The following is a 528-nucleotide window of genomic DNA, read 5'->3' as shown; positions in this document are numbered from 1 at the left end:
CAAAAATCCGCTCAAGGCTGACTGCCGAGGGCATCAACCTCCCAGACCCAGGGTAACTATGAAAATTCTGATGACTAAAACCGTGCAAGGCTCGCTTGATGGCGAGACCGTGCGCGAGCTGGCGGCCGGGACTGAGTATGAGACGGTCGCCAGTTCGCGTGGCGATCGCCTAGCGCAATACCACATCAAGCAGGGTGTCGCGGTTCCATCGCCTGGCCGCGCCGAGCCGGCGCCAGAGCCTAAGATCACGGCTCGCAAGAAATGAGCGCAGTTGCAATTATGCGTGCGCTGCTGGTCGCCCACGCGCCCCTCATCGCCCTGGTGCCCGCCGCGCGCATTGCCGCCGGTACGATCCCGACCGGTACGTTGCCGGCGATCGGCATTACTGAAATCAGCGGTATCGAACACGACACAGTCGCCCGTGCTGGAAACAGCGTGGTCACTGCGCGCGTTCAGGTGACGGTTTACGCCTCGTCCTACCCGCAACAAAAGGCAATCCTCAAGGCGGCGCGGCTCGGCGCCGGCGTA

General features: G+C 62.7%; 2 protein-coding genes. Both read left to right on the top strand.

Annotated features, from left to right (window positions below; all coding sequences use genetic code 11):
• Positions 1–265: hypothetical protein (locus tag RBA40_RS33475; RefSeq protein WP_306653237.1), on the top strand; the 265-nt coding region annotated here is incomplete at its 5' end.
• Between the two features lie 14 nt (positions 266–279).
• Positions 280–528, top strand: a 249-nt coding sequence (locus RBA40_RS33470) for a hypothetical protein (protein WP_306653236.1), incomplete at its 3' end; no start/stop codon positions are given.

The sequence above is a fragment of the Massilia pseudoviolaceinigra genome (genome assembly GCF_030846505.1).
Taxonomy (GTDB): Bacteria; Pseudomonadota; Gammaproteobacteria; order Burkholderiales; family Burkholderiaceae_D; genus Telluria_A; species Telluria_A violaceinigra.
The sequence above is the reverse complement of the archived record's forward strand: the minus strand, read 5'-3'. Positions and strand labels throughout refer to the sequence as shown.